Below are 288 nucleotides of genomic sequence, written 5' to 3'. Positions count from 1 at the left end.
GTATGGAGTATAAGTTTCCATAAAGGAAGGTCTGAGGAATGGCTGGATAAGGGCGATTGCGAGCCCGAATGGTAAAATCGCAAGAATTCGAAGGAAAAAGTATCTTAGGTCAAGTCCTGCAACAAGCACCAGTAGCAGCAAATAAATCTCTATGGCAAAAAGGCGGACAATATTTTTTTCATGAATCCGGGGCAGACTAACTACATAAATGATTATTACAAGTGTAAAAAGTAACTTTATCCGGGGATCAAGCCTGTGTATTGGACTGTTTTTATATGATTCTCGTTC

At 39.6% G+C, this 288-nt stretch carries 1 protein-coding gene; it reads right to left on the bottom strand.

Annotated elements, in window-relative coordinates:
• The coding region (locus K6T82_RS24245; protein ID WP_223711608.1) for a CbiQ family ECF transporter T component at positions 1-288 on the bottom strand (288 nt) is incomplete at both ends.

It is taken from the genome of Flavobacterium potami (assembly GCF_020026915.1).
Taxonomy (GTDB): Bacteria; Bacteroidota; Bacteroidia; order Flavobacteriales; family Flavobacteriaceae; genus Flavobacterium; species Flavobacterium potami.
The sequence above is the reverse complement of the archived record's forward strand: the minus strand, read 5'-3'. Positions and strand labels throughout refer to the sequence as shown.